Origin of the sequence: Streptomyces sp. NPDC002130 (assembly GCF_040296465.1) — a bacterium.
GTDB lineage: Bacteria > Actinomycetota > Actinomycetes > Streptomycetales > Streptomycetaceae > Streptomyces.
In genome coordinates, this window is the sequence record NZ_JBEOXI010000957.1 from 1 (window position 1) to 1,278 (window position 1,278).

At 63.4% G+C, this 1,278-nt stretch carries 1 protein-coding gene; it reads right to left on the reverse strand.

What is annotated here, in order from left to right; translation table 11 throughout:
* Nucleotides 1–149: 149 nt before the first annotated feature.
* Entirely contained in the window at nt 150–1,130 is a 981-nt protein-coding gene (locus ABT116_RS47375) for a FecCD family ABC transporter permease (protein ID WP_351647589.1), read from the reverse strand.
* Nucleotides 1,131–1,278: the final 148 nt, after the last annotated feature.

The window sequence follows — 1,278 nt, forward strand, 5'->3', positions numbered from 1 at the left end:
GTTGATGCAGAGCAGAAGGAACAGCGCAACTGCGAGGGCAATGCTCACCGACACCGCAAGCGGGCGATAGACCAGCGAGAATCCACCGAGGCGGATCGACTTACGAGAGGGGACGGTCCGGGGGAGTACCCGAAGTTCCTGCTTGAGCGTCACAGACTTGCCAACTTCCTGCGGCGTACGAGAGCGATGAAGAACGGAGCGCCGAAGAGGGCCAGGATGATGCCGACCTGCAACTCACCGGGGCGCACGACCACACGACCGATGATGTCCGCGGTGATCAACATGACTGCACCGAGCAAGCCCGCGTACGGGACCAGCCAGCGGTAGTCGGGTCCGGTGATGGCCCGGGCCACGTGGGGGACCACCAAACCGATGAACGCGATTGGACCACACGCCGCGGTGGCGGCGCCGGTCAGCAGGGTGATCGCGACGATGCCGAGTGTGCGACTGAACGCGATGTTGGTTCCCAAGGCTTTGGCGACGTCTTCACCCAGGCTGAGGACATTGAGCCCCGGCGTACTTGCCAAGGCGATGACCAAACCGAGTATCAGGAAAGGCAGGACCTGCCACAGGACGTCGAACCCGCGCCCGGATACCGAACCGACGACCCAGAACCGGTAGGCGTCCAAGCTGGTCTGGTCGAGGATGATCACGGCGTTGGTCATGGCTTGCAGGAAGAACGCGACGGCCGCGCCCGCCAGAGCCAGACTCAGAGGACTTGCGCCGCCGTTTCCGATCGAGGACAAGCCGAAGACGACGATGCTGGCCACGAAAGATCCTGCGAACGCGAACCAGAGGTACTGACTCGGTGCGGTGAAGCCGAAGAGGTAGATCGCCATGACGACGAAGAACGCTGCGCCTGCGTTGAGGCCGAGTAGACCGGCATCCGCCAACGGGTTACGCGTGTGTCCCTGAATCAGCGCGCCGGCGATACCGAGTGCGATGCCGACGACAAGACCCAGGATGGTCCGCGGAGCGCGCAACGTTCGCACGATGATGTCCGTCTGGGTGCCGTCAGAACTGAAGATGGCATGGAAGATTTCGGCAAACGTCAACGGCCGAGCGCCCACCGCGATGCTCGCGAGCATGACGAGTGCGAGAAGAACCGTCAGGACCGCGAGACCGATCAGGCGGCGCCGACGAGTTGCCCCGACGCTGTTGTCGCGCGCGAGTTCCTCGAAACCTTCGTCGCGTGCCGTGCTCTCACGGACCACCTCGATTCCGCTTCGATCGAAGGGTCTGCGTAGAGCCCGGCGAACACCGATGGGCTGTTTGGTC